This is a genomic window from Nocardioides dongkuii, from assembly GCF_014127485.1.
GTDB classification, from domain to species: Bacteria; Actinomycetota; Actinomycetes; order Propionibacteriales; family Nocardioidaceae; genus Nocardioides; species Nocardioides dongkuii.
This window is the reverse complement of sequence record NZ_CP059903.1, coordinates 1,387,392-1,403,438: the sequence shown is the minus strand read 5'-3', so window position 1 is coordinate 1,403,438 and position 16,047 is coordinate 1,387,392. Positions and strand designations below refer to the sequence as shown.

14 protein-coding genes are annotated in these 16,047 nt (G+C 72.7%); 6 read left to right on the top strand and 8 right to left on the bottom strand.

The features are described from left to right. Window positions 1-80: 80 nt before the first annotated feature. Window positions 81-2,102, bottom strand: a complete 2,022-nt coding sequence (locus H4O22_RS06810; protein WP_182526261.1) for a PTS mannitol transporter subunit IICBA — start codon at window positions 2,100-2,102, stop codon at window positions 81-83. 181 nt (window positions 2,103-2,283) lie between these two features. On the opposite strand from H4O22_RS06810, the gene H4O22_RS06805 reads away from it, so the two are divergent. Continuing rightward, window positions 2,284-3,342 carry a zinc-dependent dehydrogenase gene (locus H4O22_RS06805; protein ID WP_182526260.1) on the top strand — a complete coding sequence of 353 codons (1,059 nt, stop codon included), beginning with the start codon at window positions 2,284-2,286 and terminating at the stop codon, window positions 3,340-3,342. A 204-nt stretch (window positions 3,343-3,546) separates the two neighbouring features. On the opposite strand, the gene dapB is transcribed toward H4O22_RS06805, so the two are convergent. Next, window positions 3,547-4,314, bottom strand: a complete 768-nt coding sequence (gene dapB / locus H4O22_RS06800) for a 4-hydroxy-tetrahydrodipicolinate reductase (RefSeq protein WP_244963138.1) — start codon at window positions 4,312-4,314, stop codon at window positions 3,547-3,549. Window positions 4,315-4,377: 63 nt separating this feature from the next. Between dapB and H4O22_RS06795 the strand changes: the two genes are divergently transcribed. The 3 genes from H4O22_RS06795 (at window position 4,378) to H4O22_RS06785 (ending at window position 6,130) form a co-directional block, all read left to right on the top strand. Then, window positions 4,378-4,893, top strand: a complete 516-nt coding sequence (locus tag H4O22_RS06795) for a class I SAM-dependent methyltransferase (RefSeq protein ID WP_182526258.1) — start codon at window positions 4,378-4,380, stop codon at window positions 4,891-4,893. A gap of 80 nt (window positions 4,894-4,973) precedes the next feature. Continuing rightward, complete coding sequence (locus tag H4O22_RS06790) at window positions 4,974-5,573, top strand: sigma factor-like helix-turn-helix DNA-binding protein (RefSeq protein ID WP_182526257.1); 600 nt, start codon at window positions 4,974-4,976, stop codon at window positions 5,571-5,573. Beyond that, window positions 5,570-6,130: a hypothetical protein gene (locus H4O22_RS06785; protein ID WP_182526256.1), complete on the top strand. Its 561-nt coding sequence runs from the start codon at window positions 5,570-5,572 to the stop codon at window positions 6,128-6,130. The genes H4O22_RS06790 and H4O22_RS06785 overlap by 4 nt, the downstream gene beginning before the upstream one ends. 10 nt (window positions 6,131-6,140) lie before the next feature. On the opposite strand, the gene H4O22_RS06780 is transcribed toward H4O22_RS06785, so the two are convergent. The 5 genes from H4O22_RS06780 to H4O22_RS06760 form a co-directional block, all read right to left on the bottom strand. Then, window positions 6,141-7,412 (bottom strand): M16 family metallopeptidase, encoded by a 1,272-nt coding sequence (locus tag H4O22_RS06780; RefSeq protein WP_244963137.1) that lies wholly within the window; start codon window positions 7,410-7,412, stop codon window positions 6,141-6,143. A 103-nt stretch (window positions 7,413-7,515) separates the two neighbouring features. Further along, window positions 7,516-9,762: a polyribonucleotide nucleotidyltransferase gene (locus H4O22_RS06775; RefSeq protein WP_182526254.1), complete on the bottom strand. Its 2,247-nt coding sequence runs from the start codon at window positions 9,760-9,762 to the stop codon at window positions 7,516-7,518. A 245-nt stretch (window positions 9,763-10,007) separates the two neighbouring features. Next, on the bottom strand, window positions 10,008-10,283 hold the full coding sequence (gene rpsO, locus H4O22_RS06770) for a 30S ribosomal protein S15 (RefSeq protein ID WP_182526253.1): 276 nt from the start codon (window positions 10,281-10,283) through the stop codon (window positions 10,008-10,010). A gap of 231 nt (window positions 10,284-10,514) precedes the next feature. After that, on the bottom strand, window positions 10,515-10,769 hold the full coding sequence (locus H4O22_RS06765) for a DUF6458 family protein (RefSeq protein ID WP_182526252.1): 255 nt from the start codon (window positions 10,767-10,769) through the stop codon (window positions 10,515-10,517). Window positions 10,770-10,821: 52 nt separating this feature from the next. Then, the gene (locus tag H4O22_RS06760; RefSeq protein ID WP_182526251.1) at window positions 10,822-13,011 is read right to left on the bottom strand and encodes an MMPL family transporter; all 2,190 of its coding nucleotides are present in this window, start codon (window positions 13,009-13,011) and stop codon (window positions 10,822-10,824) included. 140 nt (window positions 13,012-13,151) lie between these two features. Here H4O22_RS06760 and H4O22_RS06755 point away from each other — a divergent pair, with 140 nt between their 5' ends. Together H4O22_RS06755 and H4O22_RS06750 are read left to right on the top strand one after the other, a co-directional pair. Then, complete coding sequence (locus tag H4O22_RS06755) at window positions 13,152-14,348, top strand: sensor histidine kinase (protein WP_220451309.1); 1,197 nt, start codon at window positions 13,152-13,154, stop codon at window positions 14,346-14,348. Further along, window positions 14,300-14,941 (top strand): response regulator transcription factor, encoded by a 642-nt coding sequence (locus tag H4O22_RS06750; protein ID WP_182526250.1) that lies wholly within the window; start codon window positions 14,300-14,302, stop codon window positions 14,939-14,941. The genes H4O22_RS06755 and H4O22_RS06750 overlap by 49 nt, the downstream gene beginning before the upstream one ends. A gap of 116 nt (window positions 14,942-15,057) precedes the next feature. On the opposite strand, the gene H4O22_RS06745 is transcribed toward H4O22_RS06750, so the two are convergent. Beyond that, entirely contained in the window at window positions 15,058-16,038 is a 981-nt protein-coding gene (locus H4O22_RS06745) for a DUF559 domain-containing protein (RefSeq protein ID WP_182526249.1), read from the bottom strand. Window positions 16,039-16,047: the final 9 nt, after the last annotated feature.

Here is a 16,047-nt window from a genome sequence, read left to right as displayed (position 1 = left end):
GCGCGATGTCGAAACCATCGCACCGCTCGGGCGGCACACCGCGGCCCTGGTCCGGCTCGGGGCCGGACCAGGGCCGGGCGTCATGCGGGCTGGACGGCCCCGAGGACGTCCATCACCTCGGCGGTCGATCCCGCCGCCTCGAGGCGGGCGACCTGCTCCTTGTCGAGGAAGACCTCGGCGATCCGCCCCAGCAGCTTGAGGTGGTCGTCCCCGACGGCGGCGATGCCGACGACGAACCGCACCTGCTTGCCCTTCCACTCGATGGGCTCGGGGTAGCGCACGAACGAGATCGCCGTGCGGCGCACCGAGGGCTTGGCCTCGTTGGTGCCGTGCGGGATGGCGAGCCCGTTGCCCATGAACGTCGAGACCGAGGCCTCCCGGGTGTGCATCGCCTCGACGTACGACGCGTCGACCGCGCCGGTCGCCACCAGGAGCTCGCCGGCCCGGGTGATGGCGGCGTCCCGGTCCTCGACCGGGGCGTCGAGGACGACGGACTCCGGGTCGAGCAGCCCCCCGGCGTCCATCCCCGCCGACGTGACGGTCGGAGCCACCTCAGCAGTGGCGCCGTCCCCGTTGCGCTCGCGCACCAGCTCCACGATCTCGTCGTAGCGGGGGCTGGCCATGAAGTTGTCGACCGAGACGTGCACCGCCGACCCCGTGCGCTGCTGCGCCCGGCTGGTCAGGTCCTGGTGGGTCACCACCAGGTCGTAGTCGTCGGCGAGGTTGGAGATCGCCTTGTTCACGACCGTCACGTCCGGGAAGCCCGCACCGTGGATCTTCTTGCGGAGCACCGAGGCGCCCATCGCCGAGGACCCCATGCCGGCGTCGCACGCGAACACGATCGAGCGGATCGGCCCGGAGTGGGCAGCGGCGTCGTTGCCGGTGAGCATCCCCGCGACCGAGGAGCGCTTGCCCTTGCGGGACTCCATGTCGGCCGTGGCGGCGCCGAGGTCGCCCTCGTCGGCCGAGCGGTCGATCTTGAGCAGGAACGCGGCGACGACGAACGTGACCGCGGCGCTGACGATCACGGAGAGGGTGACCCCGAGCAGGCTGCTCGGCGGCGCGGCCGCCCAGACCGCGATGATCGAGCCCGGGGAGGCCGGCGAGCGGAGGCCGGAGTCGAAGATCAGGTTCACCGTGATGCCCGACATGCCGCCGGCGATCATCGCGAGGATCAGGATCGGCTTCATCAGGACGTACGGGAAGTAGATCTCGTGGATGCCGCCGATGAACTGGATGACCGCGGCGCCCGGGGCGGAGGCACGGGCCGCGCCCTTGCCGAAGAACATGAACGCCAGGAGCAGACCCAGGCCGGGGCCCGGGTTGGCCTCGAGGAGGAACAGGATCGACTTGCCGGTCTCGGCGGCCTCGCTGGTGCCGAGCGGGGTGAGGATCCCCTGGTTGACGGCGTTGTTGAGGAAGAGCACCTTCGCCGGCTCGATGAACACCGAGGTGAGCGGGAGGATGTTGTTCTCGACCAGGAAGTCGATGACGTTGGAGGCCAGGTCGCTGAACGCCTGCACGAAGGGGCCGGCGACCAGGAACCCGAGGACGGCGAGGAAGCCGCCCCAGATGCCGGCGGAGAAGTTGTTGACCAGCATCTCGAAGCCGGGCCGGATCCGGTGTGACCACAGGCCGTCGAGCTTCCGCATCGACCAGCCCGCGAGCGGACCCATGATCATGGCGCCGAGGAACATCGGCACGTCGGCGCCGGCGATGGCGCCCATGGTGGCGATGGCGCCGACGACGCCGCCGCGGATGTTGTCGTCGTACATCATCCGGCCGCCGGTGTAGCCGATGAGCAGCGGCAGCAGGTAGGTGATCATCGGGCCGACGATCCCGGCGTCCTCGCCGTTCCAGCCGCCGAGAGCGGAGACGAAGCCGTAGTCGTACTGACCGGCGTCGAGTCCCGGCGCGTAGCCGAAGAGGTCCTTGCCGATCAGGGTGATCCAGCCGGTCTGGATGAACAGCGCGGTGATCAGGCCCCAGGCGATGAACGCGCCGATGTTGGGCAGCACCATGTTGGAGAGGAACGTGCCGAACCGCTGCACGTGGAGCCGCATGCCGCCCCCGCTGGCGGCCTTCTGTGTCGTGGTGGCCATGAGACCTTCCTTCGCCGGGTCGTGCCGCGCGGGGGTGTGGCCCCCGTCACGATCTGTGTATGTCTTTATATCTGCGGGTTTACGCCCGGTCAAGTAGGCCAAACCAACACGTCCAGAAAGATAACCACACACTTGCGGTACGATCGCGACCCACCCGTGCACCCCGTCACCAGGAGGACAGATGAAGGCCCTGCGCTTCTACGCACCCGAGGACGTCCGGCTCGAGGACGTGCCCGAGCCCGAGTGCGGGCCCGGCGAGGTCAAGCTGCGGGTCCGTAACTGCTCGACCTGCGGCACCGACGTCAAGATCTTCCACAACGGCCACCAGAACCTCACGCCCCCGCGCACCATCGGCCACGAGATCGCCGGCGACGTCGTCGAGGTCGGCGCCGACGTGAACGCGACGTACGGCTCGAGCTGGCAGGTGGGCGACCGCGCCCAGGTCATCGCGGCCGTGCCGTGCGGCGAGTGCCACGAGTGCCGCAAGGGCTGGATGGCGGTCTGCCAGAACCAGACCTCGGTCGGCTACCAGTACGACGGCGGGTTCGCCGAGTACATGATCGTGCCGCAGCAGGTGCTCAAGGTCGACGGCCTCAACCGGATCCCCGACAACGTGGGGTACGACGAGGCCTCGGCCGCCGAGCCGTTCGCCTGCGCGATCAACGCCCAGGAGCTGCTCGGCATCGAGGAGGGCGACACCGTCGTCGTCTTCGGCGCCGGCCCGATCGGCTGCATGCACATTCGGATCGCCCGCGGCGTGCACAAGTGCGGGCCGGTCTACCTCGTCGACGTGAACGCCGACCGGCTGAAGATGTCCGCCGACGCCGTGCAGCCCGAGGAGACCATCGACGCCTCGCAGGTCGACGTGGTGGAGCGGGTGATGGAGCTGACCGGCGGCCGCGGCGCGGACGTGGTCATCACCGCCACCGCCGCCAACGTCACCCAGGAGCAGGCCATCGCGATGGCTGCCCGCAACGGCCGGATCTCGTTCTTCGGCGGGCTGCCCAAGAACGACCCGACGATCACCTGCGACTCCAACGTCGTGCACTACCGCCAGCTGCACATCCACGGCGCCAACGGCTCGGCGCCCGAGCACAACAAGCGGGCGCTGGAGTACATCTCCTCCGGCCAGGTGCCGGTCAAGGACCTGATCACCGAGCACATCCCGCTGGACCGCGTCCTCGACGCCTTCGCCATCGTCAAGGCCGGCGAGGCGATCAAGGTCACCGTCGAGCCGTGACCGACGAAGGAGGTCACGGCGTCCGACGGTGAGGTCGAGCAAGCCCACGGCCGAGCTTGCGAGGCCGTGACGGCGCGTCGAGACCCCATCACCGTCTCGCGGACACGAGAGCGCACCCGCCGGACGGGGGCCGTCGTGCCGGCCGGCGCGAACACAAGCGCCGACTCGGCGGGAAAGGGCGTACGACGGGCGCCGCGGACGCCGTCAGGCCAGGTCGAGGAAGTGCTCCAGCCCGACCGTGAGGCCGGGGTGGTCGGCGATCGCGCGCAGCCCGGTGAGCACGCCCGGGGTGAAGGACGCGCGGTCGAGCGAGTCGTGCCGGATGGTGAGGGTCTCCCCCACGCCGCCGAGCAGCACCTCCTGGTGGGCCACCAGGCCGCGGATCCGCAGCGCGTGCACGCGGACGCCTTCGATGTCGGCGCCCCGGGCCCCGTCGAGCGACGTCGTCGTGGCGTCGGGCGTCCCGCCGAGCCCGGCGTCACGGCGCGCGGCGGCGATGAGCTCCGCCGTACGCCGGGCGGTGCCGGAGGGCGCGTCGGCCTTGTCGGGGTGGTGCAGCTCGACGACCTCGACGGACTCGTAGAACGGCGCGGCGGCGGCCGCGAAGCGCATCATCAGGATCGCGCCGATGGAGAAGTTGGGCGCGACCAGCACGCCGGTGCCCGGCGAGTCGGCCAGCCAGCCGCGCAGGGTGGCGAGCCGGTCGTCGTCGAACCCGGTGGTGCCGACCACCGCGTGGATGCCGTGGCGGATGCAGAACTCCAGGTTGTCCATCACGACGTCGGGGTGGGTGAAGTCGACGACGGCGCGGACGCCGGCCGCGGCCAGGAGCTCGATGTCGTCGCCGGCGTCGACCTCGGCGGCGAGCTCGAGATCGGGCGCCTCCGCGACGGCCCGGCAGACCTCCGCACCGACCTTCCCGCGGGCGCCGAGCACCCCCACCTTCGTGCTGTCGGTCCTCGTGTCGGTCACGTCACCACCGTAGTGGGAGAACCGGTCCACCATGTCGCGGCCCGTTCTGGCAGGGTGGACCCCATGGTGGTGCAGGCGATCCCCGCCCGGATCCGGTGGGCTGTTGACTTCATGGACGTCCAGCCGTCCGACCACGTCCTCGAGATCGGCTGCGGGCCAGGCGCGGGGGCCGAGGCGATCTGCGGCAAGCTCGAGACCGGCAAGCTCTTCGCCATCGACCGCTCGGAGTCGGGGGTCGACCGCACCAAGCGCCGCTGCGCGCGGTACGTCGAGTCCGGCCGGCTCACGGTCCGGCAGATCGACCTCGCGACGCTGCGGGTCCCGGTGAAGCGGCTGAACAAGGTCTTCGCCTTCAACGTCAACCTGTTCTGGGTCCGCGACTGCGCGGAGGAGATCGCCCTGCTGCACGAGCGGGTGCTGCCCGGGGGCGCGGTGTTCCTCTTCTACGAGGTGCGCTTCCCCCAGCAGGTGCCGATGATGCTGGAGCGCGCCTCGGCGGCGCTGAGCGAGGGCGGCTTCCGGGTCTCGGTCGTGGAGCAGAAGTCGCCCGCGGTCGTGGGCGTCGTCGGCCGACGCTGAAGGCTGTGACCTGATACCGTCTCCTCATTAGGTAATTTCCTGATGCCGTATCGGCAACAGGTCCTGACCGAGGAGGCGGCATGGCCGTCCTGGTGCTCACCATCGACCAGCGCGCGAGCCGGACGGGGCCCGACCGCGTGCCGGAGGCGCTCGCCGCGCTCGCCGGCGTCCCCGCGCTGGGGGGCTTCGAGCGCACGGCCGGCGACGAGGTCCAGGGGGTCCTCGACGACCCGGCGACGCTCCCCCGCGCCGTCGAGGTGCTGCTGCGCGCGCAGGCGTGGAGCATCGGGATCGGCGTCGGCGAGGTCTCGCTGCCCCTCCCGGACCACGCCCGAGCCGGGACCGGCGCGGCGTACCTGCACGCGCGGGAGGCGGTCACCGCCGCCAAGAGCAGCCCCTGGCACCTGCGGGTCGCGGGCGAGCCTCCCGCCGCGCGCCAGCTGGAGTCGGCCCTGTGGCTGTGGGCGGCGGTGCTGGCGCGGCGTACGACCCGGGGGTGGGAGGTCGCCGACCTCGTCGACGAGGGCCTCACCTACGAGCAGGTGGGCCGCCGGCTCGGCATCAGCCAGTCGGCGGTGAGCCAGCGCGCCCAGGCGGCCGGGATCGTCGAGGGGCGGCGGGCCCGCGAGCTCGTCACCCACCTCGCTGTCGGTGCCCTGGGCCAGGATGGGACCCGATGAGCACCGACACCGCCGGCCTGGTCGTCCTCGTCCTGCTGGGCGCGGGCGTGGTCGCGGCGGCCCTCGCCTGGACCCGCGCGGGCCGCGCCGTCTGGGCGCCGTTCTCGGCCGTCCTGCTCGCGGCGGCGGCCGTCACCGCCGCGGCCGCGCCGGACGCGGTGGTCTCCGGCGGTGGCGGCACCACCCTGCTCGTCGCGCTGGCCGGTGGCGTCGCGGTGCTCGGCGGTGGTCCGGTGACCGCCCTGGTCTTCGCCTGGGTCGACCGCCACGACCACCCGCCCGCCGGCGACCAGGAGCCGCTCCGCACGGCCGGAGAGGTGCTGCGGGGCGGCGCCTGGATCGGCGCGCTGGAGCGCACGGCGGTGTACGCCTCGCTGGCGGCCGGCTTCCCCGGCGGCGTGGCCGTCGCCCTCGCGGTCAAGGGCCTCGGCCGCTACCCCGAGCTGCGCACCGGCAGCTCGGCCGGGGCCGCGGAGCGCTTCATCATCGGCACCTTCACCAGCGTGCTCTGGGCGTGCGCGTGCGCCGGGGTCGTCTGGCTGCTCCAGCCCCGCTGACGCCCGTACGTCAGGAGGGGCCGACGACCGCCAGGATCTCGCGCCGGCCGAACACCTGGGCGGCCACGGAGCGGACGTCGTCCAGGGTGACCGCCTCGATCCGGGCCATCACCTCGTCGATGCTGAGCAGCTCGTCGTGCACCAGCTCGGCCTTGCCGATCCGCGACATCCGCGAGCCGGAGTCCTCCAGGCCCAGCACCAGCCCGCCGCGGAGCTGACCCTTGCCGCGGGACAGCTCCTCCTCGCTGATCCCCTCGGCCGCGACGCGCCGCAGCTCGGCGCGCACCACGTCGAGGACGTCGTCCAGCTTGCTCGGGAGGCAGCCGACCGCGACCCCCACCAGGCCGGAGTCGGCGTGGTGGCTGGCGAAGGAGTAGACCGAGTACGCCAGGCCGCGGCGCTCCCTGACCTCCTGGAAGAGTCGGCTCGACGTCCCGCCGCCGAGAGCGGTGTTGAGCACGCCGAGGGCGAAGCGCCGGTCGTCGTCACGCGGGACGCCCTGCATGCCGAGCACCACGTTGACCTGCTCGAAGGGCCGGGAGGCCGTCACGGTGCCCGGGTGCACGCGGCGCGCGACGGCGCCGGAGCGCGGCGGCACGGGGGCCTCCTCGCCGTCCAGGAAGCCCTCCCGGCCGAAGGCGGCGCGCACCTGGTCCACGAGCGCGGCGTGGTCGACGCTGCCGGCGGCCGAGACGACCATGTTCGCGGCGCGGTAGTGCTTGCGGTAGAACCGCGCGACCTGGGCGCGGCTGAGGGCCGCGATCGACTCGGCGGTGCCGGCGATGCCGCGACCGAGGGGCGTGTCCGGCCCCCAGGCCTGCTCGGCGAAGAGGTTGTGGACGACGTCGTCGGGGTCGTCGTCGTGCATCGCGATCTCGTCGAGGATCACGTCGCGCTCGGCCTCGACGTCGTCCTCGGAGAGCAACGAGGCGGTGATCATGTCGCCGAGCACGTCGACGGCCAGCGGCAGGTCCTCGTCGAGGACCCGCGCGTGGAAGCAGGTGTACTCCTTGGCGGTGAAGGCGTTGAACTCCCCGCCCACCGCGTCCAGCGCGATCGAGATGTCGAGCGCGGAGCGCTCCCGCGTGCCCTTGAACAGCAGGTGCTCGAGGAAGTGCGAGCAGCCGTGCAGGGACGCCGACTCGTCGCGCGAGCCGACGCCGACCCAGACGCCGATCGCGGCGGAGCGCACCCCGGCCATCTGCTCGGAGATCACCCGCAGGCCGCTGGGCAGGACCGTGCGGCGGATCGTCGAGGTCACCTGGCCGTCGGCGTCACGCACCGTCTGCAGGGTCTCGGTCCGGCCGCTCAGGTCGTCAGAACGGGACGACCGGCCGGCAGCGGGCTGCCGGCCGGTCGTCGTGGTCCGTGGGGACACAGGGAGGTCAGGCCTCCTCGGCGCCCTCGGCGTCGGCGTCGACGTCTGCGTCGACGTCCGACCCGGCCTCGGGCTCCTCCACGACGGGGATCAGCGACAGCTTGCCGCGGTCGTCGATCTCGCCGATCTGGACCTGGATCTTCTGGCCGACCGACAGCACGTCCTCGACGGCCTCGACGCGCTTGCCACCGGCGAGCGGGCGCAGCTTGCTGATGTGCAGCAGGCCGTCCTTGCCGGGCAGCAGCGAGACGAACGCACCGAAGTTAGTCGTCTTCACGACCGTGCCGAGGTAGCGCTCGCCGACCTCGGGCATCGTCGGGTTGGCGATCGCGTTGACGGCGGCGCGCGCGGCGTCGGCCGCCTCGCCGTTCGTCGCACCGATGTAGATGGTGCCGTCGTCCTCGATCGAGATCGACGCGCCGGTGTCGTCCTGGATCTGGTTGATCACCTTGCCCTTCGGGCCGATGACCTCGCCGATCTTGTCGACGGGGATCTTCACGGTGATGATCCGCGGCGCGGTGGCCGCCATCTCCTCGGGAGCGTCGATCGCCTCGGTCATCACGTCGAGGATCGCCAGGCGGGCGTCCTTGGCCTGGTTCAGCGCGGCGGCCAGCACCTCGGCGGGGATGCCGTCGAGCTTGGTGTCGAGCTGGAGGGCGGTGACGAACTGGCGGGTGCCGGCGACCTTGAAGTCCATGTCGCCGAACGCGTCCTCGGCGCCGAGGATGTCGGTCAGCGCGACGTACGACGTCTGGCCGTCGACCTCACCGGAGATGAGGCCCATCGCGATGCCCGCGACGGGCGCCTTGAGCGGCACGCCGGCCTGGAGCAGCGACATCGTCGAGGCGCAGACCGAGCCCATCGAGGTGGAGCCGTTGGAGCCCATCGCCTCGGAGAGCTGGCGGATGGAGTAGGGGAACTCCTCGCGGCTCGGGAGCACCGGCAGCAGGGCACGGCGCGCGAGCGCACCGTGGCCGACCTCGCGGCGCTTCGGGGAGCCGACCCGGCCGGTCTCGCCGGTGGAGAACGGCGGGAAGACGTACTTGTGCATGTAGCGGCGGTGCTTCTCCGGGGAGAGCGTGTCGAGCTGCTGCTCCATCTTGAGCATGTCCAGCGTGGTGACGCCCAGGATCTGGGTCTCGCCGCGCTCGAACAGCGCCGAGCCGTGGACGCGCGGGATCACGTCGACCTCGGCGTGCAGCGGACGGATGTCGGCGAGGCCGCGGCCGTCCATGCGGATCTTGTCGCGCAGCACGCGCTCGCGCATGACCTGCTTGCTGACCGAGCGGAACGCCGCGCCGATCTCCTTCTCGCGGCCCTCGAACTGGCCGCCGAGCTTCTCCAGCAGCGCGGCCTTCAGCTCGTCGAGCTTGGCCTCACGCTCCAGCTTGTCCACGATCGTCATCGCGGAGGTCAGGTCGGCCGCGGAGGCCGCCTCGACCGCGGCGTACACGTCGTCCTCGTAGTCGAGGAAGACCGGGAAGTCCTGGACCGGCTTGGCGGCCACGTTGGCGAGCTCGGACTGCGCCTCGCAGAGCTGCTTGATGAACGGCTTCGCGGCGTCGAGGCCGCTGGCCACGATCTCCTCGGTCGGCGCCTGGACGCCGCCCTGGATGAGGTTCCAGGCGTGCTCGGGAGCCTCGGCCTCGACCATCATGATCGCGACGTCGCCGGTCTCGGTCACGCGGCCCGCGACGACCATGTCGAAGACGGCGTCCTCGAGCTGGCTGTGCGTCGGGAACGCGACCCACTGGCCCTCGATGAGGGCGACGCGGACGCCGCCGACGGGGCCGGAGAACGGCAGGCCGGAGAGCTGGGTCGACAGCGAGGCGGCGTTGATCGCCAGCACGTCGTACGGCGCGTCGGGGTTCAGCGCCATCACCGTGATGACGACCTGGACCTCGTTGCGCAGGCCCTTCTTGAACGTCGGGCGCAGCGGGCGGTCGATGAGGCGGCAGGTGAGGATCGCGTCCTCGCCGGGCCGACCCTCGGACCGGAAGAACGAGCCGGGGATCTTGCCCGCGGCGTACATCCGCTCCTCGACGTCGATCGTCAGGGGGAAGAAGTCGAAGTGGTCCTTGGGGTGCTTCCCGGCGGTCGTCGCCGAGAGCAGCATGGTGTCGTCATCGAGGTAGGCGGTCACCGAGCCGGCGGCCTGCCGGGCAAGGAACCCGGTCTCGAACTTGATGGTGCGGGTGCCGAAGGTGCCGTTGTCGAGAACAGTCTCGACGGCGTGAATGACGGGGTCGGTCAAGGATTCGTCCTTGTCATGCTCGCGGAGCGATCCACGGCGTACCGCCGGGGGCGAGGCCGATCTTCGATCGAGGCCCGCAGCACGGAGCCGAGTCGTCGGCGTCCTGAGGGCCACTACCGAGGACCGGGCCAGAACGGGCGGGTCGCTCCTGTGGTGGAGGGTGTTCAGTTAGGGAATCTAGCGCAGCGCCCCGGGACGCCGCGAAATGTGTGAAGGGCCCACCGCGGTGGACCCTTCACGACGTGTCAGCGGCGCAGGCCGAGACGCTCGACGATCGAGCGGTAGCGCGCGATCTCCGTCTTCTGCAGGTAGTTCAGCAGGCGACGGCGCTGGCCGACCAGCAGCAGCAGGCCGCGCCGGCTGTGGTGGTCGTGCTTGTGCTGCTTGAGGTGGTCGGTCAGGTGACTGATCCGGTAGCTCAGCAGCGCGATCTGGACCTCGGGCGAACCGGTGTCGCCCTCGGTCGTGGCGTACTCGGCGATGATCTTCTTCTTGGTCTCCGCGTCGGTACCGATCGACATGGGGCTCCCTCTCTGGTTCGCTGCGCGGCGCGCCGGGGCCTGTTCACCCGGGCACTCTGGATCCGCGGCCGTTGCACGGCGGTCATCTGGTGCTTCGTCGCCCGGAAGGGCAACCTCCCCAGGTTATCGCGGAGAGGCGCGGCCCCCCAATTCGCCGGGAAGCACGACTCCGCCCGTCCGGCGGACCGGAGCGGGCGGAGCGGTGGTGCGTGCCGGGTGCGGGGTCGTGCCTCAGACCGCCGGCGGGTCGTTGTGCACGCGCCGCTCGGTGGAGGTCTGCGTGCCGTCGGCGTGGGTGGTCGTCGCGACCGCGCGGGTCCGGCGGGCGGAGTTGGCGGTGAAGGCGGTGAGCGCGATCGCGAGGAGCCCGACGGCCGCCAGGATCCAGCCCACCATGGTGAGGTCGACGCTATTGATGGCGTCGTTGACGGCGAGCGCCAGGATCAAGCCGAGGGCGAGGAGGAAGATCCCCAGTCCGTAGCCCATGACGTTTCCTTTCGTCCGGCCGCCACAGAGTGGGGCGGTCCAGGGGGGAGGGTCACCGTTCACCGACCTGCGCAAACGTCGCGGGGTACGCCGGGGAATCCCCCGCGGCGGGCTCACCGGACCCCGCTGCCTGCCCCGCCGGGCGGCGCGGCCACCAGACCCGGTCGCCCAGGAGCACCAGCGCCGCGGGCAGCAGCACCAGCCGCACCAGCGTCGCGTCCAGCAGGATCGCGGCCGAGAGGCCGACGCCCATCATCTTCATCTCCAGCATGCTGAGGGTCGCGAAGATCGCAAAGACCGAGACCATCACCGCCGCCGCGCTGGTCACCACGCCGGCCGTGTCGGCGACCCCGCGCTCCACCGCGAGCCGGGTCGGCAGGCCGAGGTCGACGTGCTCTCGGATCCGGCTGACCACGAAGACGTGGTAGTCCATCGAGAGCCCGACGAGGATGACGAGCACGAACAGCGGGATCCAGTCGATGACGAAGCCGGAGCTCTCGAAGCCCAGCAGGGACTCCAGCCAGCCGTGCTGGAAGACCAGCGTGATCAGCCCGAACGCCACGCCGACCGACCCGAGGTTGAGCACGGTGGAGAGCAGCGCCACCGGCAGGCTCCGGAACGTCGCGGCCATGATCAGCAGCGTCAGCAGCAGCACGAACCCGACGACCAGCGGCAGCCGCTCGCGCTGGCGCTCGACGAAGTCGAGGGACTCCGCGGTCCCGCCGCCCACGACCACCTCGGCGCCCGGGAGGTCCCCGGCGGCCGGCACCAGGTCGTCGCGCAGCAGGTGCAGCGCGTCGTCCACCCGGTCGTCGGACTCCTCGAACGGCATCCCCATCTCCAGCACCGACGTCCGACCGTCGGCGGAGGTCTCGACGGGCTCCCCGGTGGCGACGAAGGACCCGGTCGCCACGGCGTCGCGGTCCAGCCGCTCCAGCGCGGTGCGGACGGCGTCCTGCTGCGCCGCCGGCGCGCGGACCACGACCTCGGCGACCGCGCCCTCGGACGGGAACGTCGCGGTCACCTCGCGCATCGTCTGCACCTCCGGGATCGAGGCGGGGAGGGTCTCGAGGTTGGCGGTGTGGGTCGTCATGCCGAGGGCGGGGACGCACAGGACCCCGACCACGGACCCGGCGAGCACCAGCGCCAGCCCCGGCCGGCGTACGACGGGGGCCAGCACGCGGCGGCTGATCCCGCCCCGCCCGATCCGGGCGTTGAGGCGCCACAGCAGCGGGACCCGGGGGCGGTCGACGCGGCGGCCGAGACCGGCCAGCAGGGCGGGCAGGACGGTGATCGAGCCGAGGACCGCGACCGCGACGACGACGATCGCGCCGACGGCGAGGGAGTTGAAGGTGCTGTCGCCGACCAGGAACAGGCCCGCCATGGAGGCGATCACCGCGCCGCCGGAGACCAGGATGGAGTGGCCGGAGGTCTGGGCCGCGATCTCGACGGCGTCGAGGGTGGAGCGGCCGCGGGCCCGCTCCTCGCGCTCGCGCTTGAGGTAGAACAGCGAGTAGTCGACCCCGACCGCCATGCCGATCAGCACGATCATGCTGGTCACGGTCGGGTCGGCCGGGACCAGGTGGGAGAGCGGCGCGCTGATCCCGATCGTGGCGCCGACGCTCGCGGCGGCCAGCAGCACCGGCAGCCCGGCGGCGACCACGGCCCCGAAGGCGACCAGCATCAGCAGAAGCGTGATCGGCAGGCTGATCACCTCCGCCGAGGCGAGGTCGTCGGCGACCCGGTCGTCGATGGCCGCGTCCAGGGTGAGGTCGCCGGCCTGCCGGACCTCGACCCCGGGGTGCTCGGCAGCGACCCGCTCGGTCACCGCGCGCATCGGGCCCGCGTCCTCGTGGTCGCGGGCCAGGCGCACGGCGACCAGGAGCGCCGTGCCGTCGGGGTCCCGCTGCGGCTCGGCCACCTCGTCGACGCCGACGAGGGGACGCAGGCCGTCGACCAGGGCGGCCGCGGCGGACTCCGCCTCGTCGGCCCGGTCGGGGTCGCCGGTGACCAGGAAGACCTCCGACGGCGGGTCGTCGAGGCCGGCCTCGTCCAGCAGTTGGTCGGCCCGGCCGGACTCCCCCATCCGGTGGTCGGCGTCGCTCGCCTCCTGGGTCGGCACCGCGACGGCGAGGCCGACGGCGACGGCGACCAGCGCCAGCCAGCCGAGCACGGCGAGCCAGGGGTGGGCGGCGCTCCAGCGCGCCGCGCGGATCGGGACGGCGGTGAGGGGGTTGCTCATGGCGGGCTCCTGTCGCTGCGCGGTCGGGATGCCGTCCAGCCTCGCGACGCCGCGGCCCGGCCGCGGGGGCGTGCGGACCCGGACCCGCGGTGGTGCCAGCACCACCGCACGAGCCGCCCGACTTCGGCGAGGATGGCGGGGTGAGCACCGCCCCTCCCCTCGACCCAGCGCCCTCGGCTGCACCTGCGCCGATGCCCGTGCCGGGCCGGCTGCGGGCGACGGGGTACGCCGCCGCGCAGGTGGTGCTGTTCGTGCCGGCGGCGCTCCTCGTCGTGCTCTGGGTCGTGGGCGGCGTGCTGATGGTCGTGTGGGTCGGTGCCCTCCTCCTCGCGCTCGCCGTGCCCGCGACCCGGGCGTTCGCCGACCTGCACCGGCGGATGGCCGCCCGGGTGCTGGAGGCGCCGCTGCCCGCGCCGTACGCCCCCCTCGACGGGCTCGGCCCGCTGGCCCGGCTGCGGACGGTCGCGCGGGACCCGATGACCTGGCGCGACCTGGGCTGGCTGCTGATGTCGCTGACGGCGGGGTTCGTGCTCTCGCTGCTGGTGGTGCTGCTGCTGGTCTCGGTCGTGACCTGGTGGGTGTGGTGGTACGCCGCGGGGCCGCTGATGCGGCTGCGCAGCAGCTTGGACCGGGCGTTCCTCTCCCCCGGCACGACCGAGCGGCTCGAGCAGCGGGTGCAGCAGCTGACCGAGACCCGCGCCGAGCTCGTCGACCACTCCGCCGCCGAGCTGCGCCGCCTCGAGCGCGACCTGCACGACGGCGCGCAGGCGCGCCTGGTCGCGCTGTCGATGAGCCTCGGGATGGCCGACTCGATGTTCGCCTCCGACCCGGCGGCGGCGCGCCGGCTGGTCAGCGACGCCCGGCAGACGACCACCGCGGCGCTCGGGGAGCTGCGCTCGGTCGTGCGCGGGATCCACCCGCCGGTGCTGGCCGACCGCGGCCTCGCCGGGGCCGTGGAGGCCCTCGCGCTGGACATGGCGCTGCCGGTCGAGGTGCACGCGCAGCTGCTCGGCCGGCCGCCGGCGCCCGTGGAGTCGGCGGTCTACTTCGCGGTCGCCGAGTGCCTGGCGAACACCGGCAAGCACGCCGACGCCCGGCACGCCTGGGTCCGGCTCGGGCACGCCGACGGGATGCTGCGCGCGGAGGTCGGGGACGACGGGCACGGCGGCGCCGACCCCGCTGCGGGCACCGGCCTGACCGGTGTGGGGCGTCGACTGGCGGCCTTCGACGGCACGATGATGGTCTCGAGCCCCGTCGGGGGGCCGACCGTCGTCGTCCTGGAGGTCCCGTGCGCCTTGTCCTGGCCGAGGACCACGCCCTCCTCCGGGCCGGGCTGACCCAGCTCCTCGAGGGCAACGGGTTCACGATCCGCGCCGCCGTCGACAACGCCGGCGACCTCGCGGTCGCGCTCCGCGACCCGGACGCGGACGCCGCGGTGCTCGACGTACGCCTGCCGCCGACGCACTCCGACGAGGGGCTGCGCGCGGCCATCGCCGTACGCGCCGAGCGGCCGGGGTTCCCCGTCATGGTGCTCTCCCAGTACGTCGAGCACCTCTACGCCCGCGAGCTGCTCGCCAGCGGCGAGGGAGCGGTGGGCTACCTGCTCAAGGACCGGGTCGCCGACGTCGAGGAGTTCGTCGAGGGGGTACGCCGCGTCGCCGCCGGCGGCACGGTCCTCGACCCCGAGGTGGTCGCCACGATCATGGCGCGCCGCCGCTCCGACCCCGTCGACCGGCTCAGCCCGCGCGAGCGGGAGGTGCTCGCGCTGATGGCCGAGGGCCGCTCGAACGCCGCCATCGCCACCGCGCTGGTGGTCACCGAGAAGGCGGTCGCCAAGCACATCAACAGCATCTTCACCAAGCTCGACCTGCCGCTCGACACCGACGACCACCGCCGGGTGCGCGCCGTGCTGACGTGGTTGCGCGCCTGAGCGCCCGCCGCCGTGCCCGGGACGTCATACGTCCTGGTCGCTATCGCCGCCGGTTCGCATGACGTCCCGCCGGACGTCATGCGAGGCGGTCGCCACGGCGACCACGTCGTACGACGTCACGCCGGCCGGGCGAGGCCGGTCCAGCCGGCGCGGCGGAGCGCGGTGAGGACCTGGTCGAAGAACTCGTCGGGGCAGACCCGCAGGCCCAGCACGGGCAGCCGCAGCACCGTGTCGCCGTCGAGGGCGATCGAGTTGTGGCGGAGCGCGTCGCCCACCACGTGCTGCGCCCACGCGTGCTGGATGCCGTCGACCTCGAGCGCGACCCGCCACCGGCTCCAGCGGAAGTCCAGGTAGTAGGTGCCGTTCGGGGTCCGACGCACCGCCTGCACGTCGGGCTCGGGCATGCCGCGCTCGCGGCAGCCGCGGAGCACGTCGAGCTCGGCGAGCGAGCCGACCCCGCCGTGCAGGTCGATCAGGGTCTGGTGGATCAGGGCGCGGCGGCGGTCGCGCCGGACCCGGAGCATCTCGGCGGCGATCGCCTCGACCGTGGCCAGTCCCTGCTGGACGGTCATGGTCAGCAGGAGCACCGCCTGTCGGTCGGACCGCGCCCAGAGCGCGGCGCGCACCGCGGCCACCGCCACCCGCACCCGGGGCGGTCCGGGACCGGGTTCGAGGTCGTCGGCCGACCACCTGCGCGTCTGCCGGATGTCGATCAACGACGGCCGGTGCCGGATGCGGGCGCCGCGCGGGACGCTGACCCGGATCTTGTCGACGGTGAAGTGCTCGAGGCCGGCGAGCACGAGCGCCGACTCACCGTCGATCACCGCGCGTGGACCGGCCTCGAGCACGGCGACCCAGTGCCGAGCGGGCACCGACAGCCGCCCCGTGGTGGTCGCGACGCAGTGCACCCCGATGCGCTGCCACCGCTCGGCCGCGACCTCGGCCCGGACCTCCGCACGGGTGACGCCGAGGGCGTAGACCTGGCGACGGGACACGACGCCGTCCTGCGCGCTCGCGGCCCGGGCGACCAGCCGGCGGCGGAGGGAACGGCGCGACGAGGGGGCGAGATCGGTCGGGATCGCTGCGGAGAGGTGCATGCGACGACC